The following is a 24,328-nucleotide window of genomic DNA, read 5'->3' on the forward strand; positions in this document are numbered from 1 at the left end:
ATTAAATTCAAAAATCCCCGCTGGCGCGAGCGTCCCGCTCGTGAACACTAGCTTGATTAATGCCAACAAAAAAACTTTGCGGGTACGAGCGAGACGCTCGCGCTAGCAATTGAACAATAAAAATTCTGCAAAAGCACAAATATCTTATGATTTTGTGCTTTTTTTGTAGAACCAAATCAAACCCCAAAACCTATGAAACCTACAATTCCTTTATTAATTCTATTTTTACTACTAACAACAAATTCCTTCAGCCAAACCCTCACAGATCTAAAACTAAAACCAAAAGAAATCCCGAAAGGTTACATTTCAAACGATGGTAATATTTGTGTAAATCCTCAAGCATGTAATTTTTATACTGATATAGAAACCTACAGCAATATTGTTGGAACTGTAAAAAGTAAAGCCATTCAAAGTTTTAAAAACAAAGGAGACAAAGGCTCTATTATGTATTTTGAATTTGAGCACGTTTTTAAATGTGATCGATTTCTACAAGGATTATTATGGGGAAAAGACGGACAGCCAACAAAAGAACATCCAGAAGAATATTTGGCAAAAGGTAAGTTTCTTATTATTTGGAGTTTCCGCGCGGATAGCCCTGTTAAAGAAAAATCGGAAACAAAAATCGAGGCAATTTTGGAGTAAATCCCTAATCACAACTTCATTTTAAATGCTTAATTTTGTTCGATAAAAAACAATACAAATGAAACCACAAATACGAATCCTCCTTTACTCTATCTTATTCTTTTTATACTTGACTGCAACTTCATTTTTTCTTTCGATAGGGCAAAAATTAAAAACAGATCCATACATCACTTTAGGTTGTGGTTTTGCCATTTTTAATCTTATTTATGCTTTTTTAGCTTTAAAGTGGAAACCGTTATTAAACATTATTTTTGCAATTGGAATTGCTGCCTTGTCATTATATTTAGCGCTACAATTTACCAATTTGCATCTTCTTATAGATTACGATCCGTATCAGGTTAAAACTGCCATATTTGCGAATGCAATTTTATCAATTATTTTTTGGGAGATTGTTTATCAGGTAAAGATTAGAAAATCAAAATAAATATTTTTTACTTGCCTACAGCTTTAGCTGGAGGTTAATAATGAAGTCTTTCTCATAGGGCTTTAGCCAAATCTTTTTTTTGGCTAAAGCCTTTTTACTTTTATCAAAAACACCTCCAGCTAAAGCTGGAGGCAATTTATTTACAATTACTAATATTGCTTAAATACTTAAAAAATAATTTCTTAGTTTTACTCTTAAGTATTTAAAAATCAAACCCATGAAACGACAGCCATCAATCGACATTGTTCGCGGAATTGTAATGATTATTATGGCGCTCGATCATGTTCGAGATTTGATGCATGTTGATTCTATTACGCAAAGTCCAACCGATTTAACAACTACTTCACCTTTACTATTTTTTACGCGTTTTATAACCCATTTATGCGCACCTACTTTTGTTTTTTTGGCTGGAACTTCGGTTTATCTTTCGCTTCAAAACAAAAATAATGTTTCTGAAACCAGAAAGTTTTTACTCAAAAGAGGAATTTGGTTAGTTGTCCTTGAATTTACAATTGTCAATTTTGGTTTATTCTTCGATATTGGTTTTCATTCTCTTTTGTTTGAAGTGATTGCTGCAATAGGTTTTGGTTTTATTATTTTAAGTGTATTACTGAAAATACGTTCGCAGACATTAGGAATTATTGGACTTTTTATACTCTTTTTTCACAACCTCACACCGCTTATTCCATTTGCAGAAAATTCGATTTTAAAAACAGCTTTAGCACCGCTATTTAGTCCAATAGTATTTCCGTTTTCTGGAAGAGCTTTTATAATGGGTTATCCGCCGATTCCGTGGCTTGGAATTATGCTTGTTGGTTTTGCAACTGGTAAATTCTTTGAATGGAATGAAAAGAAAAGAAAACAACTATTTACAAAAATTGGTTTAAGCGCTTTAGTCTTATTTATCATAATTCGTTTTGTAAATATTTATGGAGATTCTGCGTTATGGACCATACAAAAAGATGCCGTTTTTACCTTTTTATCTTTTATGAATGTAACCAAATATCCACCTTCGCTCCTATTTTGCTTGGTTACTTTAGGAATTATGTTTTTGCTTCTGGCATTTGCAGAAAGATTTTCAAGCGGAATTCAGAAAGTGACTTTGGTTTACGGAAAAGTGCCTTTGTTCTATTTTGTCGTTCATTTTTATGTTATTCATCTTCTAACACTTCTTATGCTTTTTGCACAAGGTTTCAGCTTTTCGCAATTTGAATTTGCATCTGGGACTTTTGGAAGGCCAAAAGGCATAGAAAGCGGTTTATCACTTTGGTTAATTTATCTTATTTGGATTTTTGTTGTTGTCCTACTTTACAAACCTTGCCAATGGTTTGGAAAATATAAATCGGAACATAAATATTGGTGGCTACAATACATTTAAAATTCATCAAAAGTCAGCGCATAAAATTCATTGCATCATTTTAGAACTACTAAAAACACTTTAGATTCTGTACGTATTTTTTTATATTAGCCTTTGAATTTTTCAAAGCCAAAATAATAAAACAATGAAAATCCAAACTTTATTGCTTTTGTCCCTACTTGCAATTTCATGTAAAAATGAAACTAAAACCGAAACACCCTCAACTACCCAAAAAGATAATTTAGAAGTCGCATTAAAACCTAAAACTAATGCTGAAATTAATATTGAGGAAGCTGATACATTGGTAATTTCTAAAATGCATAAAACTAACCAAATTCAATGTGATTTGGACGGAGATGGAAAAAACGAACTCGTAGAAATTATCAGAAGTACAAAAAGTGACAAAAGCGGCCTAAAAATAACTTTTGGAAATAACCAAAGAACTGATTATTTCGGATTCGGAAATACTGTTTTAAATCAAGGTTTTGACGAAATTGATTGGGTTGGAATATTTAAAAAAGCACCAAAAGGAGAAATCATCTGGAACAATGTAAACGATGATGGTGAAATTATGGGTGATGACGAAATAAAAGAAGAAGACAAAATAAAACTGCCTAATGACGGAATCTTTATTCATGCCGAAGAAAGCTGCGGAGGCGGAATTATTTATCTGAAAAACGGAAAATATGAATGGATTCAGCAGGAATAAATTTTCTGCTATTTAAAATTCTAAAATATTGAAAAATGAAAAATGCACTAGAAATTGCCAATCGTTTTAGAGAAGTTATTTTAAATGGCACTTGGATTGCCAATACCAATTTTAGAGATCAGCTCGAAAATCTCGATTGGAAAATTGCGGTTAGTCCGATTCAGGATTTAAATACAATTGCTACTTTGGCACAACATATTCATTATTATATTAACGGAATCAATCAGGTTTTTAAAGGTGGAACTTTGGATATTAAAGATCAGTTTAGTTTTGACTTTCCTCCTATTCATTCGCAGGAAAAATGGGAAACTTTTTTAATTAAATTCTGGAATGACGCCGAAGAATTTGCTTTGCTAACAGAACAAATGCCCGACGAAAAACTCGATGCCGTTTTTGTTGATGCCAAATACGGAACCTACAAAAGAAATATTGAAGCCATGATTGAGCATAGTTATTATCATTTGGGACAGATTGTTTTTATAAAGAAACAGCTAAACTATTAAAAACAGAGCCCAAAAATTACAGTAGATCATAATTAGAATTTAATTTTAAAAATTTAGAAAAATGAAAAAATTAATCTTAGCATTTCTGTTTTTAATTGGTTTATCAGCTTCTGCGCAAACTTCTAAAGAACTTATCGGAAAATGGCAATTGGTGAAATGGACTAAAAACGGAAAAGAAAAAAGTATTGAAAAACGTTTTAAAACAGATCAGGTTTTTCAGGTTTTTAAAGAAAATGGTGATTTTGAAAGCGTTATTGGCGAAGAATCACATAAAGCAAAATGGAAACTCTCTAAAGACAATTCTCAATTGACCATTATTTCTGTTATTCTGCCAGTTGTGTTTACCATAAATTCTTTTGACAGTCAGAAACGTGTTATAAGCAATTCTGAAGTTGGTACTTTTGAGTATAAAAAAGTGGGAGAATAATTTAGGTTCGTTTTTTACTTTCTCTGAAAAACAAAACTTCTAATCTAGCCCCGATAGAGCCGATATCCTCGCAGAGATAAAGGCGAAAGCGGGACTACACGTTCTTTTGAAAACGGGTTTTCTACTCCTCAAAAAAATCTCAAAAAAGGCATAGTTGTTGAAAGTTAAAAGAAATATATTTACACCTTCAAAAGAAACACTATGCAAAAAACTACTTTACTGCTTTCTATACTTTTTTTGGTTTTTTCGTCATGTGGCGTAAAGACAACGCAGGCGCTGATCAGTGATGGAAATTATGACGGTGCAATTGATCGCGCCGTTGAAGCTTTGAGAACCAATAAAGATGCTAAAGGAAAACAAGATTATGTCTATTTGCTGGAAGAGGCTTTTGCAAAAGCCAAAGACAGAGATTTGCGTAATCTGGAAATGCTGAATAAAGAAGGTAATCCTGCTAATGCAGAACGCATTTACAATACTTATTTACAGCTAAATAGCCGTCAGGACAAAATTGGTCCGATTTTGCCCTTGAAATTATTGAAGCAAGGAAAAAATGCTTATTTCCCGTTTGATAATTATTCAAATGAACTGGTAAGCAGCAAAAATGCGTTGTCGAAATATTTGTACGAAAACGCTTCTTCTCTTTTGAAATCGAATAACAAAATGGATTTTAGAAAGGCGTACGATGATTTTGCTTATTTGGAAAGTATCAATCCCGGCTATAAAAACACCAAAAAATTGATGGATGATGCACTTTTTAAAGGTACTGATTTTGTGGATGTTTACGCGAAAAACGAAACCGATATGGTAATTCCGAAAATGCTTCAAAATGATTTATTGGATTTTAAAACTTATGGTTTAAATGACAAATGGACGGTTTACCACAGCACAAGACAAAAAAATGTGACCTACGATTACAGTCTGATTCTTAATTTTAGACAAATCGCGATTTCTCCAGAACAGATTAAAGAAAAAGAATTTATTAAGGAGAGACAGATCAAAGATGGCGTAAAAACACTTTTGGATAGCAGAGGAAGACCAGTAAAAGATAGTTTAGGCAAAGAAATTAAAGTAGATAATTATAAAATTATACGTGCTACCGTTTATGAATTCAGACAATTTAAATCTTGTTTGGTAACCGCTAAAGTTGATTATGTTGATTTGAAATCGAACCAACTGGTTCAGACTTTTCCGTTAAGCAGCGAATATATTTTTGAGAATATTTACTCCAAATACAGAGGAGATCGAAATGCTTGCGATGACAATTATGTACAATATTTTGCAAAACGTGCCGTGCCGTTTCCGAACAACGAACAAATGGTTTTTGATACTGGCGAGGACTTAAAAGCCAAATTAAAAGATATTATTGTCAGGAATAAAATTAGACGATAATTATTTAACAGAATTATGAAAAAAAAGGCGCAATTTTAATGCGCTTTTTTTTGTTTACGGTCTCTATTGTAATTAAAAAATTATCTCTTTTTTTATTGCGCAACCAAAAAGTTGCATATATTTACAACTGATTAGTTGCGTAATTTAATATAAAGATGAAGCGAGATATTTTTCAGGCAATTGCCGATCCGACGCGAAGAGCGATTTTAGTTTTGGTTTCTTCGACTGCATTGACACCCAATGCGATTGCAGAGCAATTTCAAACTACGAGACAAGCCGTTTCTAAACACATCAAAATATTAAATGAGTGTGATTTATTGGAAGAAAAAAAATTGGGCAGAGAAATTTATTATCAGCTCAAAATAGATAAGATGAAAGAAGTTGACCAATGGTTGGAACAATTTAAAGCAATTTGGGAACAGCGTTTTAGTCAATTGGATCAGGTATTAATAAACTTAAAATCTAAAGAAAATGAAAACTGATTTGCTAATGAATTTTTCTGTAGACAAGGAAAATAAAGCCGTACATGTAAGACGCGAATTTGATGCGACATTGTCGAATGTTTGGTCTGCATGGACTGAGCCTGAAATTCTGGATCTGTGGTGGGCACCAGCCCCATTTCAATCTAAAACCAAAAGTATGGAATTTAAGGAAGGCGGAAAAAGACTGTACGCAATGGTTGGCCCTGACGGCACAGAACGTTGGAGTTATTTTGATTATACTTCGATTTCTCCGAAAACAAACTTTAAACACTCTGCTACTTTTTGTGATGCTGACGGAAATCCGAATTCTGAATTTGGAAGTTCTTACTGGGATATTACTTTTTCTGAACAAGACAATTTAACTGTTGTTGATATTCATATCAGACGTGACAGTTTTGAAGAATTACAAAAAATAATTGAAATGGGTTTCAAAGAAGGATTTACTTCTGCACTCAAAGGTTTAGACAAAATCTTCGAGTCTGGAAAATAAAAACATTTCAATCCAATTAATTAGTAACGAATTAAAATCTAAAGAAAATGAAATCAAATCTTTTAATGAATTTTACTGTAGATAAAGAAAATAGTACTGTAAATGTTAAACGCGAATTCAACGCTTCACTCGCAAACGTTTGGTCTGCTTGGACAGAAGCTGAAATTCTAGACAAATGGTGGGCACCTGCTCCTTGGAAATCTAGAACAAAAAGCATGGAATTTAAAGAAGGTGGACGCAGATTGTATGCGATGGTTGGCCCTCAAGGGGAAGAACATTGGGCTATTGCCGATTTTACATCGATTAGTCCGAAAACAAATTTCAAATATTCTGATGCTTTTTCAGACAGTGAAGGAAATATAAATAATGATTTTCCGCGTTCAAGCTGGGATGTTACTTTTTCAGAAAATGGCAATACAACTTTCGTGGATATTGCAATTAGACATGAAAAATTTTCGGATCTAGAAAAAATAATCGAAATGGGCTTTAAAGAAGGTTTTACCATTGCAATGGAAGGTTTGGACGCTATTTTTGCAGAAAAAGCAAAATAATTATCCAATTACATAAAAAAGGTCAAAACAAAAGAAGAATTTACTGATATTAAAATTGTAATTTCGTTTTTACATAAACATTTTTACTTTACTATCAATGAACAAATTTTTTGCTTTGGCCTTTTTGCTTTTTTCTTCTACTTTAGCATTCAGCCAAAAGGATAAAACTAAAACCATAGAAACTTCAAAGCCTTTTGTATTAGGCGTTATCGACGAAATTCAATCGAAAGAATTAAACGAAAAAAGAATTTTAAATATTTATCTTCCAGAAGGATATAATCCGGCTGAAGCTACAAAATACCCTGTTATTTATTTACTTGACGGTTCTGCCGACGAAGATTTTATTCATATTACCGGTTTGGTTCAATTTAATAGTTTTGAATGGATCAATCAGGTTCCTAAGTCAATTGTTGTAGGTATTGCTACCGTTGACAGGCGAAGAGATTTTACATTTCCAACTACTGTAGAAAATGATAAAACTCGTTTTCCAACTACAGGCCATTCAGAGCAATTTATAGCTTTTATCGAAAAAGAATTACAGCCTTTTATTGATAAAAAATATAAAACAAACGACTCTAAAATGATTATTGGACAGTCTTTAGGCGGATTATTAGAAACCGAAATCTTGCTTAAAAAACCTTCTCTTTTTAATAAATATATTATCGTTAGTCCGAGTTTATGGTGGGATAACGGTTCATTGTTAAATTTAGATTCTCAAATATTAAAAGATAATTTCAACCAGAAAATTGAAATTTATATTGCAGTAGGAAAGGAAGGCTTAACTCCAACAGCCATTCCTCGTGTCATGGAAGTTGATGCAAATTTATTAGCTGAAAAAATAAAATTTTCAAAAAGTAAAAGCATTAAAGTTTACTTCGATTATTTCCCTGAAGAAAACCATGGAACTATATTACATCCTGCGGTTGCGAATTCTTTTAAATTCTTTTATCCGAAAGATAAAAAATAAAGCAAATAAACCAATCTTGAAATAATAATGCTTATCAGTTATCAACTTGACGAAAATGATTTTCTACAATATCAGCTTTATACAGCTTCAAAATCGGAAAGAATTAAAAAGAAAAGATTAAAAAGTAAAATTGTAATACCTATAATTTATGGTCTAATTATAGCTTTTGATCTTTATAAAGGAAATACAAACAGTGCGATTGTATTTTTAGTAATGGGTATATTATGGTTTTTCTTTACCCTTTTTGGGAAAAAAGACATTACATTAGACACTATAAAGGCTTTATAAAAGAAAATTATCAAAATCGATTTAACAAAGTTGTTATTATTGAATTTGGTTACGATTTTATGTATTCAAAAGACATTACCGGAAGCGAGATTAAAATAGCTACAAGTGAAATTGAAGAAATAAATGAAATAAGCTCCTCAATTTTTATAAAGTTAAATATTGGCAATTCACTTATCTTACCAAAAGATAAAATCCAGGATATCGATGGCATAATACTATTTCTCAAACAACTTGCCAACAGTTTAAATGTAAAATACAACAGTGAAAATGATTGGAAGTGGAAATAATTTATATAAAAATGTGAAATGTAAATAACAACAATTTACATTTCACATTTTCTATTTTATCCCAGCCAACCTTCCCTATCCAGACTTCTATATTGAATAGCTTCGGAAATATGATGTGAAATAATATTTTCTGAATTGTCTAAATCTGCAATAGTTCTAGAAACTTTTAAAATTCTGTCATACGCACGTGCAGAGAGATTTAATCTTTCCATTGCTGTTTTCAGCAACTCTTTTGAAGCTTCGTCCAAAACACAATATTCTCTAATTAATTTACTGCTCATTTGCGCATTATAGTGAACATTTTCAGCCATTTCAAATCTTTTGGTTTGAATTTCTCTTGCCGCTGTAACACGTTTCCGGATTTCTACACTACTTTCTGCTTTTCTGTCATCGGCTAATTTTTCAAAAGGAACAGGCGTAACTTCAATATGTATATCTATTCGATCTAATAACGGTCCTGAAATCTTGCTCATGTAACGTTGCATTTCATGTGGCGAAGAAGTATTTGGCATACTTGGATCATTAAAAAAACCGCTCGGACTCGGATTCATACTCGCTACAAGCATAAAAGAAGACGGATAGGTAATCGTAAATTTTGCACGCGAAATAGTGACTTCTCGATCCTCTAATGGCTGACGCATTACCTCTAAAACATCTCTTTTAAATTCTGGCAATTCATCCAAAAATAAAACACCATTGTGCGCCATAGAAATTTCGCCAGGTTGCGGATAACTTCCGCCTCCAACCAACGCAACATTGGAAATAGTATGGTGCGGACTTCTAAACGGACGCTGATTCATTAGCCCAACTTCTTTTAGTTTTCCTGCAACACTGTGAATTTTAGTTGTTTCTAAAGCTTCTCGCAAAGTCATAGGCGGCAGAATACTCGGAACGCGTTTTGCCAACATGGTTTTTCCTGCTCCAGGAGGACCGATCAAAATTATATTGTGACCACCAGCTGCCGCAATTTCCATACAGCGTTTGATGCTTTCTTGACCGCGCACATCTGAAAAATCAAACTCAGGAAAATCTAATGTTTTGTAGAATTCGGCTCTTGTATCAATTACGGTTGGCTGTAAAGTTCCTTTACCTGAAAAAAAATCAATAATTTCTTTTAAATTTTCAACACCATAAACTTCTAAACCCGAAACAATTGCTGCTTCTTTTACGTTTTGAATGGGAAGAAAAAAACCTTTATAACCTTCTTCTTTTGCTTTAATTGCAATTGGCAAAGCTCCGCGAATGGGTTGCAGACTTCCATCAAGAGAAAGTTCTCCCATTATAATATAATGCTCAATTTCCGGAGCTTTTATCTGATCTGAACCAACCAGAATTCCCATAGCTAAAGTCAAATCATACGAAGAACCTTCTTTTCTGAGATCGGCAGGCGCCATATTGATTGTAATTTTCTTTCCAGGAAGACTAAATCCGTTGTTTTTTAAGGCTGCAGCAATTCGGTAACTGCTTTCTTTTATTGCATTGTCTGGCAATCCAACTAAATGATAACCAATCCCTTTATCCATATGAACTTCAACCGTAATAGTTGTCGCTTCAACTCCAAAAACAGCACTTCCGTAAACTTTTACTAACATAAATTACTTTCATTAAATCTTTTCTAAAACTAATAAAAAATAATTAATTTGTAAGTTTTTTATTTCAAAATATAAAATTTCAGGAATAGAGTTTTTTGAATTTTACTATGATTGCGACTAAATCAAAAAAAATGCTCTAAGATTTATATTTCCAAGAATACATTCCCGTTGGCTGAATGCTGTCCCCTAAAATAAATTTTTCACTTTTGTCTCTTCGGAAAATATACAGGAATTTTTCTTCTGCCCCTTTATGTATTGAATCACCGATATTAATAATCTTTTCAGGATAAAAGTTATATTGCCACATATCCATTTTAATATCTTTATTAAACGGAATAGCGCTACCGGTAGGAGTTTTAATAACTTTTGTAACTACAAAATCGTATTCTTTAAAATGTACATTTCTTGATTTAAAATATGTATTCACAAGTACAAAGATCACTGCTAATATGAATATCAAAAAAGGAATATATCTGGTTTTATTAATTTTCTTGTACATTTTCGTTTAGGTTTAATCAATTATTGGCAACTCATTTATTAGGTTAAATAAAATGACATATTAAAAGGGTAAATCTATTTGTTTTTTAATCTCTTCCACAATCAAACTCAAATCCAAACAATTTTGATGTGACCAAAGTTCACTTTCAATTTTATTATTTCTAATACCATTTTGACATTCCATAATTTCATGAGAATATCCTTTTCCTAAAGTTGGTAAAGTAAAAGTTGCTTCTTTTTCTTCATTTATAAATAAAGAATATCCATCGGCAACGTACCAAGGCGCGTTTAATTCAATTCTACCTTTTGTTCCCGAAATAACCGCTTTCATATCAGATTCTGAAACTATTGAAGCATGCAAAACTGATTGTGCCGACTCATATTGCAAAATCATAGAAGTCTGCAAATCAACATCATTTTTATGTTTTATGGCTGTTGATATAATTTCTTTCGGATTTCCTAAAAGAATATAAGATAGAAATAATGGATAAACGCCAATATCAAAGAGAGCGCCGCCGCCTAATTCTTTGTCAAACAATCTTTTGTTTTCGGTTTCACTTCCGTGAAAAGCAAAATCGGCTTTTATGTAATTTACTTGACCAATTGCGTTATTGTTTATTTTCTGTAAAACGTCTTGAACCGACGGAATAAATCGTGTCCAAAAAGCTTCCATAAAAAATTTATTGTGCTTTTTAGAAGCTTCAATCATTCGCTGAGCATCTTTATAAGACAAAGCCATTGGTTTTTCGCATAAAACATGTTTTCCGTTTTCTAAAGCTTTTATAGAAAGTGCTGCGTGAGAATTATGAGGCGTTGCAATGTAGATTATCTCAACTTCCGGATCTTCGAAAATCAAATCGTATGAATCGTAAACTTTTTGAGCATTAAATTTTTTGGCAAATTCCGTCCCTTTTACAATATCTCTTGAAGCAACTGCTGTAAGTTCTGCATCTTCCAACAACAATAAATCTGCGGCAAACTGGCTTGCAATATTTCCCAAACCAATAATTCCCCACTTTATATTATTTACTTTTTTCATTTAGTCAAATTCAGCTTTATTAATAAACATGTTTAATTAAATAGCTAAAAATAAGCTAAAAACTATTTTCAAAAAAATAAAACTGTTCTAACATATATTTCATATTTTTAGCAACAAAATTGTAAATACCATATGAAAAAAGCCCTACTATTACTCTTTTTGAGCCTTTTTTTAACAAAAATGCATGCTCAAGACTATTTCCCTGTTAACGAAAGTGTGCATAATAAAAGTAAAAATTACACTGTTTTTACTAATGCCACGATTTATGTCACTCCAACTCAAAAAATCGAAAAAGGAACTTTACTTATTCAGGACGGAAAAGTAATTTCTGTCGGAACTAACATTACTATTCCTAAAAACAGTATTTCTATTGATCTTACAGGAAAAACTATTTACCCATCATTTATAGACATCTACACCAATTTCGGAATTGAAACTCCGAAAAGCAATCTTCCTCCAGGAAGAAACCGAAATCAAATTTACGATACTAAAAAATCTGGTTACTACTGGAACGAAAGTATTAGACCAGAAGTAAATGGTTATGAAGCTTTTAAATACTATCAGCCAAAAGCAGATGAATTATTAAAAGCAGGTTTTGGAGTTGTAGGAACTCATGTTGTTGACGGAGTTGCTCAAGGAAGCGGTGTTTTGGTTGCTTTAAACAATGAAGACAAAAGCAAACAAATTATTGCGAATAAAATTACCAATCATTTTGCGTTTACTAAAAGTGCGCTGACAAGTCAAGCGTATCCAAGTTCTTTAATGGGCATGATGGCTTTATTGCGTCAAATGTATTTAGACTTGGATTGGTACAAAAAAGGAAATTCTGAAACTAAAGATTTATCATTGGAGGCACTTGCCGCAAACGAAAAATTGATTCAGGTATTTGCAACAGAAGACAAATTAAACAGTTTAAGAGCTTCAAAAATTGCAAAAGAATTTGGACTGAATTATATATTGAAAGGAAGCGGAAACGAATTTGAAAGAATTGAAGAAATAAAAAATACGAATGCAAAATTCATTATTCCGATAAATTTTCCTGAAGCTTACGATGTTTCAAATCCTTATCTTTCTAATCAGATTGAATTGACTGATATGCGTTTTTGGAATCAGGCGCCAACCAATTTAAAAGTGCTTTCTGATAACGGAGTTGTATTTGCTCTAACAACTGACAAATTAAAAAAAATAGAAGATTTCAAGCCTAATTTATTAAAAGCTATTAAATATGGTTTTGATAAAACAAAGGCTTTGGAAGCTTTAACCACAGTTCCTGCCGCACTTTTAGGAAAAAGCAATGAAGTAGGAAGTTTAAAAACAGGAAGTTATGCCAACTTCATCATTACTTCTGGAGAAATCTTCGACGAAAAAACGGTTTTATACGAAAACTGGGTTCAAGGTTCAAAATTTATTGTGAATGACCTTAACGCTAAAGATATTCGTGGCAATTACGACCTAACAGTTGGCAAGGATACTTATAAATGGAAAATTGACGGAACTACTGAAGCTCAAAAATCTGAGATTACAACTGTAGATTCTAAAAAAATAAAAAGCACTTTCTCAATTGCTAAAAACTGGATTACATTAATTATTAAACCTGCGGACACAATCAAATCGAGCTTTACTCGTTTAACTGGATTTATCGAAAATCCGCAAAATTTATCTGGAAAAGCTACTTTATCAAGCGGAGAAGAATTGATTTGGAATGCAGTAAAAACGAGTCCGTTTGTTGCTGTAAAAGATACCGCTAAAGTTGAAAAACCTAATCCGATAATACCAGTTACCTATCCGAACGTGGCTTTTGGAGATACAAAAAAACAAATTGCTCAGACTTTATTATTTAAAAATGCTACTGTATGGACCAACGAAAAAGAAGGAATCTTAACGGAAAGCGATGTCTTAATAAAAAATGGAAAAATTGCCGCTGTTGGCAAAAATCTTTCTGATGCAGGCGCAACTGTAATTGATGCAAAAGGAAAACATATTACAAGTGGTATTATTGATGAGCATTCTCATATTGCTATTTCAAAAGGAGTAAATGAAAGCGGACATAATTCTACTGCAGAAGTAACGATTCAAGATGTTGTGAATTCTGAAGACATTAATATTTATAGAGATTTAGCCGGTGGTGTAACCATTTCGCAATTATTGCACGGATCGGCAAACCCAATTGGAGGCCGTTCTGCAATTGTAAAATGGAAATGGGGTTCTTCTCCAGAAGAAATGTTGTATAAAAATCAGCCTAAATTTATCAAATTTGCTTTAGGTGAAAATGTAAAACAAGCCAATTGGGGAATCGACAATCCTACTCGTTTTCCACAAACCAGAATGGGTGTTGAACAAGTTTTTACAGATTATTTCCAATTAGCAAAAGAATATGATGAAAATTGGAAAAAATTCAATTCAGGAAACAAAAAAGGAAAAGCGCCAAGAGTGGATTTAGAATTACAGACTTTGGCAGAAATCTTAAATAAAGAACGTTTTATTACTTGTCACTCTTATATAGAATCTGAAATTTTAATGTTAATGAATGTTGCAGAAAAATTCAATTTCAGAGTCAATACATTCACTCACATTTTGGAAGGATACAAAGTGGCAGATAAAATGAAAGAACATGGCGTGGGCGCTTCCACTTTCTCAGATTGGTGGGCTTATAAATTTGAAGTAAATGATGCTATTCCGTTCAATGGGCCAATTATGCATAATGAAGGATTGGTTGTAGCATACAACTCTGACGATGCTGAAATGTCTAGACGTTTAAACCAAGAAGCGGCGAAAGCAGTAAAATATGGAAATATCTCTGAAGAAGATGCTTGGAAATTTGTGACGCTTAATCCTGCTAAATTGTTACATATTGATGACAAAGTAGGAAGTTTAAAAGTAGGCAAAGATGCAGATGTTGTTTTATGGAGCGAAAATCCGTTATCTATTTATGCAAAAGCTGAAAAAACTATTATTGAAGGTGTAGTTTATTTTGACATCGAAAAAGATGCTGAAAAACAATCAGCAATAACTAAAGAAAGAAATGAATTGATTGGTCAAATGCTGCAAGAGAAGAATAAAGGAAACAGTACGCAGCAGCCAACTAGAAAAGAGAAGAAAGAATACCACTGCGACACTTTAGAACAATGGTAGAAACTTTAAAATTCATAATGATTAAAAGAGAAAAGATGACACACAAAAATATATTTAAGCTGTTTTTACTATTCTGTGCTTCAGCTCAGCTAAATGCGCAGCAGATACCAGCTCCCAAGCAATCCAAATCGGTCTTAATCTTAAATGCTACAGCACATTTGGGAAATGGAACTGTAATTCAAAATAGCGCTATTGGATTTAAAGACGGAAAACTTACATTAGTGGCGGATGCTTCAACCATAAGATTAGCAGACAATGCATACGATACTACAATCAATGCAGCTGGGAAACATGTTTATCCTGGATTTATTTCACCAAATTCTACTCTAGGCTTAGTAGAAATTGATGCTGTAAAAGCTTCAAACGATGATGAAGAAATTGGAAGTTTTAATCCAAACGTAAGAAGTATTATTGCTTATAATTCTGAATCTAAAGTAGTAGAAACAGTTCGTCCAAATGGCGTTTTGATTGCACAAGTAACTCCAAGAGGAGGCAGAATCTCTGGAACATCTTCTGTTGTTCAACTAGATGCCTGGAGTTGGAAAGATGCAATTTTAAAAGAAAATGATGGAATACATCTGAACTTTCCCTCTAGTTTTCGAAGAACTGGAAATTGGTTCGAACCAGGAATTATTGAAGCCAATAAAGATTATCCAAAACAATCTGAAGAAATTAATGCTTTTTTAATAAATGCTAAAGCTTATAATCAAACTGCTTCTAAAGAAAGAAATATTGTATTAGAGGCTACAAAAGGATTATTTGACGGAACTCAGACCTTATATATTCATGCAGATGAAGAAAAACAGATTGTAGATGCTATTCAATTGGCTTCCGAAAATGGCATTAAAAAAATTGCTATTGTAGGTGGTTTTGAAGCTTACAAAGCCGCTTCAACTTTACAGAAATATAATGTTGGTGTATTACTAAGACGTGTTCACGACATGCCAACTAGCGCAGATCAAGATGTTAATTTACCTTATAAAATGGCTAAAATATTAACTGACAAAGGTATTCTTGTAGGTTTAGAAAACAGCGGTGATAACGAACGTATGGGTGCTAGAAATCTTCCGTTCTTAGCTGGAACTTGTGCCGCTTTTGGTTTAGACAAAGAAAAAGCAGTACAATTAATCACATCAAATACGGCAAAATTATTAGGTATTGATGCAATTTGCGGTACTTTAGAAACAGGCAAAGACGCGACTTTATTTATTTCTGAGGGTGATGCTCTGGATATGAGAACAAACAAACTTACTACAGCATTTATACAAGGAAGAAATATCAATTTAGAAACTTTTCAAGTGAAGCTTAACGATAAATTCAAAGCGAAATACAACCAGAAATAATTTAAAAATTTCATATTAAAATGGCATCAGACGATTATTGCGTTTGGTGCCATTTTCTTTTAAAAAAAATAATTGTTTTTAGAAAAACACAAAGAATACTTCAACAAATAATTAAAAAGACCTCATTATTGCTTTCAAACAAGGCATAAAAGCCGTTAAAAACACAATCGCACTCGTTTTTTTGATTAAGAAATTGTAAATTTTAAGTCATTTTTAACAGATACACTCAAAACAGAGGGGGTTAAAATGAAAAATTAACAAAAATTAAACAGTAGACTATATTTTTTGAGGGGGTATCAAATCATTTTATACTTTTATCAAAAATTTTAAAACTAAATAACTATGCGAAAAATTATTTTAAGTGTGATTCTTATCACGATTTTAGTACTAACCTTTATTTCAAACTTTATCATTGCAGATAACCCAATTCCAGCAGAAGCTGTAAAGTTTGATACGGGAGATACTGCCTGGATGATCGTTGCAACTGCATTTGTATTGTTAATGACACCTGGATTAGGTTTCTTCTACGGAGGTATGGTAGGTAAGAAGAACGTAATTAGTACTATGCTACAAAGTTTTATGGCAATGGTAATTGTTACAATTTTATGGGTTGTTGTTGCTTTCGGATTAGCTTTTGGACCAACTATTGGAGGTATTATTGGTAATCCATCTACTAATTTATTCTTTGAAGGTGTTGGAACAAACACTGCTTGGAGCCTTGCACCAACGATTCCTTTTATGTTATTCGCATTATTTCAGGCAAAATTCGCCATCATTACTCCTGCGTTAATTACAGGTGCATTTGCAGAACGTATTCGTTTCTGGGCGTATTTGTTATTTATGGTTTTATTCATCATTTTAATATATGCTCCGCTAGCTCACATGACTTGGCATCCTGATGGAGTTTTCTTCAAAATGGGAGTTCTTGACTTCGCTGGAGGAACTGTAGTACACATGAGTGCTGGATGGGCTGCTTTGGCTGGAGCTATTTTCTTAGGAAAAAGAAAAGTACAAAAAGCAAACCCTGCTAGAATTACTTATGTATTATTAGGAACAGGTTTACTTTGGTTCGGATGGTTTGGTTTCAATGCTGGTTCTGCTTTAGGAGCAAATGGTCTTGCAACTCAAGCTTTAGGAACAACAACTGTTGCTGCTGCTGCTGCTGCGATGGCATGGGTTTTCCTTGATAAAATCTTAGGACACAAATTATCTGCTCTTGGAGCTTGTATCGGAGCTGTTGTAGGTCTTGTTGCTATTACACCTGCTGCTGGTTTCGTAAGTATTTCTCACGCAATCTTTATTGGTTTATTCTCTGCAATTGTTAGTAACATTGTGGTTAGTAAGTTCCCTAAAGGAAAAATTGACGATGCTTTAGATGTATTTGCTTGTCACGGTGTTGGTGGCATGGTAGGTATGTTGTTAACTGGTGTTTTTGCTTCAAAAGCAATCAACCCAGCAGTTGGAGATAATCAAGGTTTAATCTTCGGAACTCCAACATTGTTCATCAACCAATTAACTGCTTTAGTTATCGTTTCGATTTTTGCTTTTGTTGCTTCTTACGCATTATTCTTCATCGTTAATAAAATTACTCCTCTAAGAGTTACTGAAGAAAAAGAAGAATTAGGATTAGATATTTCTCAACACGGAGAATTCTTATAAGAATTAATTTTTAACTTTCGTTACTGGATAAAGAAGAAGCGTTCTAATTAATTTTAGGGCGCTTTTTTAATGAAATCAATTTTATTCTTAGCCATAGAAAACCATTCAAAAGCTTGACAAACAAAAATATTCACCAACAAAACGATACTGATTTATATTCTAACACATAGAAATAAAAAAGCGCTCTAAAACTAATTAGAGCGCTTTTTGTTTGAATTAATTTCAACCCCCAAGAAAAATATATTGTATTTTTTAGATAAAGTATTTAAAGCTAAAAATTCTTAAATTCTTAATTTTTTTTTTATTTAAAATTCGAAATTCCTTCTTTCAACCATTTCAAATATTCATCAGCACTTACATAACTAATTGTTGGTTTGGAAGCATTCATATTGTTTCCTTCTAAATCTGTAATTACGTATAAAGGCTGTGTATTGGTCTTATATTTAGAGATCATAAAATCTGTCCATTTGTCTCCAGCAGTTACTATTTTATCTCCTGAAGCCGTGGTAAATTGCTCCTCTTTTGGCAATTCTCTTTTATCATCAACATAAAGCGAAATCAAAACCACATCATTTTTTAGAATTGGTAAAATAGTTGGCTCTGACCACACATTATTTTCCATCTTTCTGCAATTTACACAAGCATAACCTGTAAAATCAAGCATAATCGGCTTTTTAATTTCTTTTGCGTAAGCTAAGCCATCTTCATAATCATGGAAAACCATAATTCCATGAGGACCTAACTCCGCTCCTTCTGGAAGACCTTTTCCTGCTTCTGCAGATACTGCTTCTTTCCCTGAACCTCCAACTCCTAGCGGGCTTTCACTGTATTGCGGAGGCGGCGGAAATGCGCTGATTAATTTCAAAGGCGCTCCCCAAAGTCCAGGAATCAAATACATTGTAAATACCAAAGTAAGTAATCCCAAATATAATCTTCCAACTGAAATATGCTGCATTGGACTATCATGAGGCAATGTAATTTTTCCGAATAAATATAAAGTCAAAGCTCCAAAAATAGCAATCCAGATAGCAATAAAAACTTCTCTTTCTAAGAAATGTAATTGTAAAACTAAATCAGCATTTGATAAAAATTTGAAAGCTAAAGCCAATTCCACAAATCCTAAAACTACTTTTACTGTATTTAGCCAGCCTCCAGATTTTGGCAACGAATTTAACCAGCCTGGGAACATTGCAAACAACATAAATGGAAGTGCTAATGCAGAAGAAAAACCTAACATTCCGACAACTGGAGCAATTCCTCCGTTTGATGCCGCTTCAACTAATAAAGTTCCAACAATTGGTCCCGTACAAGAAAATGATACAATAGCCAATGCTAAAGCCATGAATAAAATACCAATCATTCCTCCTTTATCGGCTTGCTGATCTGCTTTATTTGCCCATGAATTTGGTAGCATAATTTCAAAAGCTCCCAAAAATGAAGTAGCGAATATGATTAAGATTACGAAGAAAATCAAGTTAAACCATACATCAGTAGATAGCGCATTTAATGCATCTGCACCAAATATTTTAGTTACAATTAAACCTAAAATCACATAAATAGCGATAATTGAAAGTCCATAAATGATAGCATTTCTAATTCCTTTTGCTCTACTTTTACTTTGTTTGGTAAAGAAACTTACCGTCATCGGAATCATTGGGAACACGCAAGGCGTTAACAAAGCTGCAAATCCAGATAAAAAGGCAATAAAAAAGATTGACCATAAACTTCTTGAAGATGCCGGAGCAGGAATTTCTTCTTTTGCTACAGCTGCTTTTTTCTCAACTTTAGTCTGAACTGCTTCTTCTTTTTTAACTGTATCAACTGCGATGCCTGTTACTTTTGTTTCATCAACTTTTGCTTCTGCAACAACAGTAACTTCTTCTATTTTAAAAGTGGAAGGAACTGCAATTGAGAACTTTTTACTGGAGTTGATACAAACTTCTTTACAAACCTGAAAATCAAAATCTACATCTACCGTTTTTAAATTCGGATTGACAATTTTGATTTCTTGTTCAATATGTGCTTTTCCTTCAAAGAAAGTTTCATTTACTTCAAAAACATCATTATAAGCTGTTCGAGTTTTTCCTTCTTTTGCTTTTCCAACTAATTCGTAATTCCCTTTTTGATTTTTAAAGGTAATTTCTAATGCCAAAGGCCCGCCTTCTGGCGTAAATTGCGAATACATATGCCAGTCTTTTTCAATAACGGCATCAAAAATTAAAACGGCATTATTTCCTTTTTTCTCAATTTTAGAAGTCCATTTTACTGGTTCTAAAATTTGAGCATTTCCTTTTGCGAAAGCAAAGAAAAACAAGAACAGTAACAGTGATTTAGTCCAAATATTTCTTGACAAACTTGTCTGAGGATTTTGAGTAAAGTTCATTATTGTAATTCGATTTTATATATTTTATTTGTGGCTTTTTCTATTTTAAAACGTTCATCTTGTCTAATTCCTGCGACCCATACAATCTGATCATCAGAACACAAAATCCATGTTTTTTCTTTTTCGATTAATGAAAGCTTCTCATCTTTAAAAAGTTTACTGACTTTTTTTGACTTACCATGCATTCCAAATGGCTGAAAAACATCTCCTTCTTTCCATTTACGCAACAACAATGGGAAACGGATTTTATCGGCGTCGACAAATATAACTCTATTTGAATCATAAGTTGTGTGACCTACGTTACAAAGACTTATTTTTAAGGGAAAATTAACTTCTGTATCGTTTTCATTAATCTCATATTCTTCTTTTTCTGACGTTTCAGAATATGGACTTAAAATCAATGTTTCTCTATTTTTCAACAATCTGAATTCTGAAGTAAATACTTGTTTTCCAGACTGTCCTTCAACTAAATCATAAATATCATTCCAAGCCGAAAAACCAAATTCATTTAACCATTGATATAAATAGGACTTATAATTTGGGAGTTTTTTTAATTGATTTAAATCGAAATGAATATCATCTCCAGCTTCTTTCGCTACTTGCTGATAAATCATAATCGAGGCATCTTCCACCATTTCTTTTGATTCCTGCAAAAAAGACTGTGTCTTTTGAAAAGCATCCAGAAAATTAGAATTGATTTCTTTTAAAACCGGAACCAAATTGTGACGAATTTTATTTCTTAAATATTTTGTCGAAGCATTACTGCTGTCCTCACGCCATTCAATTTTATTTTCTTCTGCATATTTCAAGATTTCTTCTCTTGAAAAAGGCAGAAGCGGACGAATAATTTTATCGTTTTGCTCCGGAATTCCGGTTAAACCTTCCAAACCAGTTCCGCGAGTCAGATTGATGATGAAAGTTTCCAAATTATCATCAGCATGATGCGCCGTTAGAATATAATCGAAGTTTTTTTCTTCTAAAAGTTCATAAAACCAATTGTAGCGCAATTCTCTAGCCGCCACCTGAGTCGACAATTTATAATCTTTAGCAAAAGCTTCAGTATCAAAATGAGTCGAGAAAATTGGAATATTATTTTGATCGCAATAGTTCTGAATAAATTCCTGATCTCCAAAACTTTCCAATCCTCGGAGTTGAAAATTACAATGCAAAACCGCAATTTCGTAAGGCAATCTACTCAATAAATGCAGCAAAACTATACTATCTAATCCACCGCTGACAGCCAAAAAAAGCTTTTTTTCTGCTAAAAAAGGAAATCTTGAAACGATATGATTTTGGAATTTTGAAAACATCTGATAAAAGTAAAAAATTAAATTCGATCTATTTTTAAATGAAATGTTAAGTGATGTTTCTTTGCCACGAATTACACGAATTTGCGCGAATTTTTTTTTTTGCCACAGATTAAAAAGATTTACACAGATTTTTAATCTTTTTAATTTGTGGCTATTTTTTTTAGCGAATTGAAGAAAAAATTAGTGGAAATTCGTGCAATTGGTGGCGAAAAAATTATCGCAAAACTTCGTGCATTGCTTTCGCTTTCAACAGGCATTCTTCATACTCTTTTTCTGGGATTGAAAGTGATGTAATCGCACTTCCAACAGAAAATGATACATATTTATTCTCCTGATTGTATAAAATACTTCTGATTACAACATTAAAATCAAAATCTCCTTCGGGTGTAAAATAACCTATTGCACCGCTATATAAACCTCTTTTTGTTTCTTCTAAATTTTCGACGATTTCCATTACAGAAATCTTCGGAGCCCCTGTCATACTTCCCATCGGAAAGGTAGTTTTCAAAACATCAACAGGAGAATATTGAGGATCTAATTTTGAAGTTACAGTAGAAATCATTTGATGCACTTGCAGAAACGAGTATACGCCGCAAAGTTCTTCAACTTCTACAGAACCTTTCTGTGCCGTATGCGATAAATCGTTACGAACCAAATCGGTTATCATAATATTCTCAGCGCGTTCTTTTATATCAGTGGTTAAAATATTTTTTGATTTTTCATCTTCAATAGGATCCGAAAATCGCTTCGAAGTTCCTTTTATTGGTTGCGAAATAATCTTGTCTCCAACTTTTGTAATATAACGTTCTGGCGAAGCAGAAAGTAAATATTGTGTATTGTTTTTAAAGAAAACAGCAAATGGCGCTTGCGAAATCTCATTCAGTTTCTGAAACTTCTCTAACGGATTTATAATGGCATTTTCTGCGTAAAATTCCATACAGAAATTTGCTTCGTACATATTACCAATATGAATATGTTCCAGCATTTTATTTACTTTCTGAATGTATAAATCTTTAGAAATACGTTGCTTCACTTCTCCCGAAACCTCGGGACCGCTCAGTGTGACAAATGTTTCGTTTTGAATTTCTGCTATTACATCAAAATCTTCTTCAACTTCATCATCACACATCATTAAATATTGAATTTCAAGTTGATTTCCTTTCAAAATAAAAAGTTTTTTAGGCTGAAAGAAAAATAAGTCTGGAAAGTTTAAACCATCAAAATTATTAGAATGCAGCTTTTCTATATCATTTTTCAAATCGTACGAAAGGTATCCGAAAAGCCAGTCTTTTGTATTTTGCTGATACTGTTTCAAATCTTCAAATGCATTGTAATAATCTGTTTTTAAAGAAGTAAATGCATCTACGGCCAATACACAATCAAAGTTAGAATAGTGCTGTGGATACAAATTGCTGTCTAAAAAAACGACTTCGCGAAACTGCTGTGCCCAACTTAAAAGCTGCTCTCTAAAAAGTTTTGGATTGGCAATATTTTTATGAATAGAAACTCTCAAAAATGGTAATTTTAAACGTCAAAATTACGACAAAAATTTTTGATAAGCCGATGCCATAAAAATTATTAAAACTGTTAAAAATACAACTGTTTAATAAGAAAAAATTCGTTATATTTGATATACAATTAGTTTAATCCTAAAATTAAATTGATTTGATTGTAAGATTATCAAAAGCATGTTCAAAATTTTATTTTGTTTCATGTTTTGAGGCTGTAAAAAAAATTGCATCTTTTCCAATAGCTTATTTATATTTTTTAACCTTAAAAAATCCTAAGTATTATGAAAATTGCCACAATTATTGTCCGCGTTTTAGTTGGTCTTTTGTTACTTTTTGCTTCTATCAGTTACTTTTTTCATTTAATGCCAGAGCCTGAAACTACAGGAAATTTTAAAGCTTTTAATGTAGGTTTGATGGCTTCGACTTATTTAATGCCTTTAGCTAAATCTATTGAGCTGCTTTGCGGAATTGCTTTTGTAACAGGGCGTTATGTAACTTTAGCAAACATATTGATCTTACCGATTACGGTAAACATTTTGTTTATCAATTATTTCCTTGCGCCAGAAGGACTGCCGATTGCGATTTTATTATTTCTGGCAAACTTATTTTTGATCTACAGATACTGGAATAATTATAAAAGCATATTTACTCCATAATTTATTTTCAATTTAGAAATAAAAAACCCGATAGTTTACTGCTATCGGGTTTTTCTTTAATTCATTTTATCATGTTTTACCCAAACTAAATCGGTTACTTTGTATCCGATTTCTTGAGCTTTGATAAGAAAATCTGCTTTTACACTTTCCGGAATTGTTTTTTCTCTAGAAAGTATCCACATGTATTTTAAACTTTCTCCAGCTACAAGTGCGTATTTGTAATCAGGATCGATTGCTACGACATTATAACCTGAATAAAAAGGACCAAAAAATGAGACTTTCAGCATACCAATATTGTCTTTTTTGACAAATCTAGCTTTCCCGACACTTTGTTCCCATTTGTCTTTTTTGACATTATAGCCCTTATTATCGACTTTTATAGTTTTATCTTCGTTTAAAGAATATTCGGCGGTAACATTATCTAAATCTCTTTCCCATTTGTAATCTAATCTAGCGATTTCATACCATTTTCCGAGATATTTTGCACTGTCAAAGTTCGTAACAGCTTTTGCTTTATCTGGAATTCCTGCTCCGCAAGAGTACAATGCGAGACCTATTCCTGCTCCAATCAAAACTGGAACTATATATCTATTTTTCATAACACTATCTTTTTAGTTATCATAAAGATAGCACCTGAAATACTCATCTAATTTACAAAATTATTTTGAAAAATTATATATTTTCTTCTA

24 protein-coding genes are annotated in these 24,328 nt (G+C 32.6%); 17 read left to right on the plus strand and 7 right to left on the minus strand.

Features of this window, described 5'->3' with window-relative positions:
• Positions 1-192 precede the first annotated feature (192 nt).
• From LL966_RS09735 to LL966_RS09795, 13 genes are all read left to right on the plus strand, one after another.
• Positions 193-642, plus strand: coding sequence for a hypothetical protein (locus tag LL966_RS09735; RefSeq protein WP_229352767.1), 450 nt, complete (start codon positions 193-195; stop codon positions 640-642).
• A 58-nt stretch (positions 643-700) separates the two neighbouring features.
• Positions 701-1,066, plus strand: coding sequence for a hypothetical protein (locus LL966_RS09740; RefSeq protein WP_229352768.1), 366 nt, complete (start codon positions 701-703; stop codon positions 1,064-1,066).
• A 217-nt stretch (positions 1,067-1,283) separates the two neighbouring features.
• Positions 1,284-2,444, plus strand: coding sequence for a DUF1624 domain-containing protein (locus LL966_RS09745; protein WP_229352769.1), 1,161 nt, complete (start codon positions 1,284-1,286; stop codon positions 2,442-2,444).
• A 124-nt stretch (positions 2,445-2,568) separates the two neighbouring features.
• A complete protein-coding gene (locus LL966_RS09750; RefSeq protein ID WP_229352770.1) occupies positions 2,569-3,132 on the plus strand; it encodes a hypothetical protein in 564 nt (187 codons plus the stop codon).
• A gap of 35 nt (positions 3,133-3,167) precedes the next feature.
• A complete protein-coding gene (locus LL966_RS09755) occupies positions 3,168-3,635 on the plus strand; it encodes a DUF1572 domain-containing protein (RefSeq protein ID WP_229352771.1) in 468 nt (155 codons plus the stop codon).
• A 61-nt stretch (positions 3,636-3,696) separates the two neighbouring features.
• Positions 3,697-4,062: a hypothetical protein gene (locus LL966_RS09760; protein ID WP_229352772.1), complete on the plus strand. Its 366-nt coding sequence runs from the start codon at positions 3,697-3,699 to the stop codon at positions 4,060-4,062.
• Positions 4,063-4,263: 201 nt separating this feature from the next.
• Complete coding sequence (locus LL966_RS09765) at positions 4,264-5,451, plus strand: hypothetical protein (protein ID WP_229352773.1); 1,188 nt, start codon at positions 4,264-4,266, stop codon at positions 5,449-5,451.
• Positions 5,452-5,606: 155 nt separating this feature from the next.
• Positions 5,607-5,933 (plus strand): ArsR/SmtB family transcription factor, encoded by a 327-nt coding sequence (locus LL966_RS09770; RefSeq protein WP_229352774.1) that lies wholly within the window; start codon positions 5,607-5,609, stop codon positions 5,931-5,933.
• Positions 5,923-6,423, plus strand: a complete 501-nt coding sequence (locus tag LL966_RS09775) for an SRPBCC family protein (RefSeq protein ID WP_229352775.1) — start codon at positions 5,923-5,925, stop codon at positions 6,421-6,423. The genes LL966_RS09770 and LL966_RS09775 overlap by 11 nt, the downstream gene beginning before the upstream one ends.
• Positions 6,424-6,470: 47 nt before the next feature.
• A complete protein-coding gene (locus tag LL966_RS09780) occupies positions 6,471-6,974 on the plus strand; it encodes an SRPBCC family protein (RefSeq protein WP_229352776.1) in 504 nt (167 codons plus the stop codon).
• Positions 6,975-7,071: 97 nt separating this feature from the next.
• Positions 7,072-7,941 (plus strand): alpha/beta hydrolase, encoded by an 870-nt coding sequence (locus tag LL966_RS09785; protein ID WP_229352777.1) that lies wholly within the window; start codon positions 7,072-7,074, stop codon positions 7,939-7,941.
• A 27-nt stretch (positions 7,942-7,968) separates the two neighbouring features.
• Positions 7,969-8,229: a hypothetical protein gene (locus tag LL966_RS09790; protein WP_229352778.1), complete on the plus strand. Its 261-nt coding sequence runs from the start codon at positions 7,969-7,971 to the stop codon at positions 8,227-8,229.
• Positions 8,230-8,288: 59 nt separating this feature from the next.
• Positions 8,289-8,516: a hypothetical protein gene (locus LL966_RS09795; protein ID WP_229352779.1), complete on the plus strand. Its 228-nt coding sequence runs from the start codon at positions 8,289-8,291 to the stop codon at positions 8,514-8,516.
• Positions 8,517-8,572: 56 nt separating this feature from the next.
• Here LL966_RS09795 and LL966_RS09800 read toward each other — a convergent pair whose 3' ends face one another.
• The 3 genes from LL966_RS09800 to LL966_RS09810 all read right to left on the minus strand — a co-directional run bounded on the left by LL966_RS09800 (position 8,573) and on the right by LL966_RS09810 (position 11,645).
• On the minus strand, positions 8,573-10,108 hold the full coding sequence (locus LL966_RS09800) for a YifB family Mg chelatase-like AAA ATPase (RefSeq protein ID WP_229352780.1): 1,536 nt from the start codon (positions 10,106-10,108) through the stop codon (positions 8,573-8,575).
• A 136-nt stretch (positions 10,109-10,244) separates the two neighbouring features.
• Positions 10,245-10,607: a hypothetical protein gene (locus LL966_RS09805; protein ID WP_229352781.1), complete on the minus strand. Its 363-nt coding sequence runs from the start codon at positions 10,605-10,607 to the stop codon at positions 10,245-10,247.
• Positions 10,608-10,667: 60 nt separating this feature from the next.
• Positions 10,668-11,645, minus strand: coding sequence for a Gfo/Idh/MocA family protein (locus LL966_RS09810; RefSeq protein ID WP_229352782.1), 978 nt, complete (start codon positions 11,643-11,645; stop codon positions 10,668-10,670).
• A gap of 132 nt (positions 11,646-11,777) precedes the next feature.
• On the opposite strand from LL966_RS09810, the gene LL966_RS09815 reads away from it, so the two are divergent.
• The 3 genes from LL966_RS09815 to LL966_RS09825 all read left to right on the plus strand — a co-directional run bounded on the left by LL966_RS09815 (position 11,778) and on the right by LL966_RS09825 (position 17,779).
• Complete coding sequence (locus LL966_RS09815) at positions 11,778-14,777, plus strand: amidohydrolase family protein (protein WP_229352783.1); 3,000 nt, start codon at positions 11,778-11,780, stop codon at positions 14,775-14,777.
• Between the two features lie 35 nt (positions 14,778-14,812).
• Positions 14,813-16,120, plus strand: a complete 1,308-nt coding sequence (locus LL966_RS09820) for an amidohydrolase family protein (RefSeq protein ID WP_229352786.1) — start codon at positions 14,813-14,815, stop codon at positions 16,118-16,120.
• Between the two features lie 342 nt (positions 16,121-16,462).
• Positions 16,463-17,779, plus strand: a complete 1,317-nt coding sequence (locus LL966_RS09825) for an ammonium transporter (protein ID WP_229352787.1) — start codon at positions 16,463-16,465, stop codon at positions 17,777-17,779.
• Positions 17,780-18,080: 301 nt separating this feature from the next.
• On the opposite strand, the gene LL966_RS09830 is transcribed toward LL966_RS09825, so the two are convergent.
• The 3 genes from LL966_RS09830 to LL966_RS09840 all read right to left on the minus strand — a co-directional run bounded on the left by LL966_RS09830 (position 18,081) and on the right by LL966_RS09840 (position 22,985).
• A complete protein-coding gene (locus LL966_RS09830) occupies positions 18,081-20,162 on the minus strand; it encodes a protein-disulfide reductase DsbD family protein (RefSeq protein ID WP_229352789.1) in 2,082 nt (693 codons plus the stop codon).
• The gene (gene tilS, locus LL966_RS09835; RefSeq protein WP_229352791.1) at positions 20,162-21,472 is read right to left on the minus strand and encodes a tRNA lysidine(34) synthetase TilS; all 1,311 of its coding nucleotides are present in this window, start codon (positions 21,470-21,472) and stop codon (positions 20,162-20,164) included. Before tilS ends, LL966_RS09830 begins: the two co-directional genes overlap by 1 nt.
• A gap of 214 nt (positions 21,473-21,686) precedes the next feature.
• Positions 21,687-22,985 carry an anthranilate synthase component I family protein gene (locus tag LL966_RS09840; RefSeq protein WP_229352792.1) on the minus strand — a complete coding sequence of 433 codons (1,299 nt, stop codon included), beginning with the start codon at positions 22,983-22,985 and terminating at the stop codon, positions 21,687-21,689.
• Positions 22,986-23,264: 279 nt separating this feature from the next.
• On the opposite strand from LL966_RS09840, the gene LL966_RS09845 reads away from it, so the two are divergent.
• Positions 23,265-23,639 (plus strand): DoxX family membrane protein, encoded by a 375-nt coding sequence (locus LL966_RS09845; RefSeq protein WP_223705057.1) that lies wholly within the window; start codon positions 23,265-23,267, stop codon positions 23,637-23,639.
• A gap of 56 nt (positions 23,640-23,695) precedes the next feature.
• Here the strand turns inward: LL966_RS09845 and LL966_RS09850 are convergent, their stop codons facing one another.
• Positions 23,696-24,238 (minus strand): lipocalin family protein, encoded by a 543-nt coding sequence (locus LL966_RS09850; RefSeq protein WP_229352793.1) that lies wholly within the window; start codon positions 24,236-24,238, stop codon positions 23,696-23,698.
• Between the last annotated feature and the right edge of the window lie 90 nt (positions 24,239-24,328).

It is taken from the genome of Flavobacterium chungbukense (assembly GCF_020805785.1).
Classification (GTDB): domain Bacteria; phylum Bacteroidota; class Bacteroidia; order Flavobacteriales; family Flavobacteriaceae; genus Flavobacterium; species Flavobacterium chungbukense.

Bases quoted from the DNA above. Each gene is read 5' to 3' on its own strand.
- LL966_RS09735 (WP_229352767.1), top strand. From the start codon at position 193: ATGAAACCTACAATTCCTTTATTAATTCTATTTTTACTACTAACAACA.
- LL966_RS09740 (WP_229352768.1), top strand. From the start codon at position 701: ATGAAACCACAAATACGAATCCTCCTTTACTCTATCTTATTCTTTTTA.
- LL966_RS09745 (WP_229352769.1), top strand. From the start codon at position 1,284: ATGAAACGACAGCCATCAATCGACATTGTTCGCGGAATTGTAATGATT.
- LL966_RS09750 (WP_229352770.1), top strand. From the start codon at position 2,569: ATGAAAATCCAAACTTTATTGCTTTTGTCCCTACTTGCAATTTCATGT.
- LL966_RS09755 (WP_229352771.1), top strand. From the start codon at position 3,168: ATGAAAAATGCACTAGAAATTGCCAATCGTTTTAGAGAAGTTATTTTA.
- LL966_RS09760 (WP_229352772.1), top strand. From the start codon at position 3,697: ATGAAAAAATTAATCTTAGCATTTCTGTTTTTAATTGGTTTATCAGCT.
- LL966_RS09765 (WP_229352773.1), top strand. From the start codon at position 4,264: ATGCAAAAAACTACTTTACTGCTTTCTATACTTTTTTTGGTTTTTTCG.
- LL966_RS09770 (WP_229352774.1), top strand. From the start codon at position 5,607: ATGAAGCGAGATATTTTTCAGGCAATTGCCGATCCGACGCGAAGAGCG.
- LL966_RS09775 (WP_229352775.1), top strand. From the start codon at position 5,923: ATGAAAACTGATTTGCTAATGAATTTTTCTGTAGACAAGGAAAATAAA.
- LL966_RS09780 (WP_229352776.1), top strand. From the start codon at position 6,471: ATGAAATCAAATCTTTTAATGAATTTTACTGTAGATAAAGAAAATAGT.
- LL966_RS09785 (WP_229352777.1), top strand. From the start codon at position 7,072: ATGAACAAATTTTTTGCTTTGGCCTTTTTGCTTTTTTCTTCTACTTTA.
- LL966_RS09790 (WP_229352778.1), top strand. From the start codon at position 7,969: ATGCTTATCAGTTATCAACTTGACGAAAATGATTTTCTACAATATCAG.
- LL966_RS09795 (WP_229352779.1), top strand. From the start codon at position 8,289: ATGTATTCAAAAGACATTACCGGAAGCGAGATTAAAATAGCTACAAGT.
- LL966_RS09800 (WP_229352780.1), bottom strand. From the start codon at position 10,108: ATGTTAGTAAAAGTTTACGGAAGTGCTGTTTTTGGAGTTGAAGCGACA.
- LL966_RS09805 (WP_229352781.1), bottom strand. From the start codon at position 10,607: ATGTACAAGAAAATTAATAAAACCAGATATATTCCTTTTTTGATATTC.
- LL966_RS09810 (WP_229352782.1), bottom strand. From the start codon at position 11,645: ATGAAAAAAGTAAATAATATAAAGTGGGGAATTATTGGTTTGGGAAAT.
- LL966_RS09815 (WP_229352783.1), top strand. From the start codon at position 11,778: ATGAAAAAAGCCCTACTATTACTCTTTTTGAGCCTTTTTTTAACAAAA.
- LL966_RS09820 (WP_229352786.1), top strand. From the start codon at position 14,813: ATGACACACAAAAATATATTTAAGCTGTTTTTACTATTCTGTGCTTCA.
- LL966_RS09825 (WP_229352787.1), top strand. From the start codon at position 16,463: ATGCGAAAAATTATTTTAAGTGTGATTCTTATCACGATTTTAGTACTA.
- LL966_RS09830 (WP_229352789.1), bottom strand. From the start codon at position 20,162: ATGAACTTTACTCAAAATCCTCAGACAAGTTTGTCAAGAAATATTTGG.
- tilS (WP_229352791.1), bottom strand. From the start codon at position 21,472: ATGTTTTCAAAATTCCAAAATCATATCGTTTCAAGATTTCCTTTTTTA.
- LL966_RS09845 (WP_223705057.1), top strand. From the start codon at position 23,265: ATGAAAATTGCCACAATTATTGTCCGCGTTTTAGTTGGTCTTTTGTTA.
- LL966_RS09850 (WP_229352793.1), bottom strand. From the start codon at position 24,238: ATGAAAAATAGATATATAGTTCCAGTTTTGATTGGAGCAGGAATAGGT.